Below are 362 nucleotides of genomic sequence, written 5' to 3'. Positions count from 1 at the left end.
CACGAAGATCCGATCGTGCGGGACGTCCAGCGCAATGCCGATCGCTTCCATCAGATGGCTCAACACGATCTCGGGCTCGGCGAGCTTGTGGTCGATTGAGGCCCGGCTGACGGTGTTGCCACGCGGCGCATCGCCACGATCGGTCCAGTACAGGAGGCGGTTCTTCAGATCGAGCTCGAGGTCGATCGGCTCCGGCAGGCCATCGAAGAACACCTCGACGTCGGAACGCTTCTCGGCCGTCTCGCCTTGCGGAATTTCCACGTTGGCGCGGAAGATACGGCCCCCGCCGCCGTTGTCTGGGCCCTTCTGCGTCCAGTAGATCTTGTTGTGCCTGGGGTCGATGGTGAGCCCGACGCACCACC

General features: G+C 63.8%; 1 pseudogene. It reads right to left on the bottom strand.

Annotated elements, in window-relative coordinates:
- Window positions 1-362 (bottom strand): annotated as a pseudogene (locus tag AC5ZGW_RS47630) (3-hydroxyacyl-CoA dehydrogenase); the annotation flags it as partial.

The sequence above is a fragment of the Bradyrhizobium sp. Crot121 genome (genome assembly GCF_059512385.1).
This window is presented reverse-complemented; position numbering and strand designations above follow the sequence as displayed.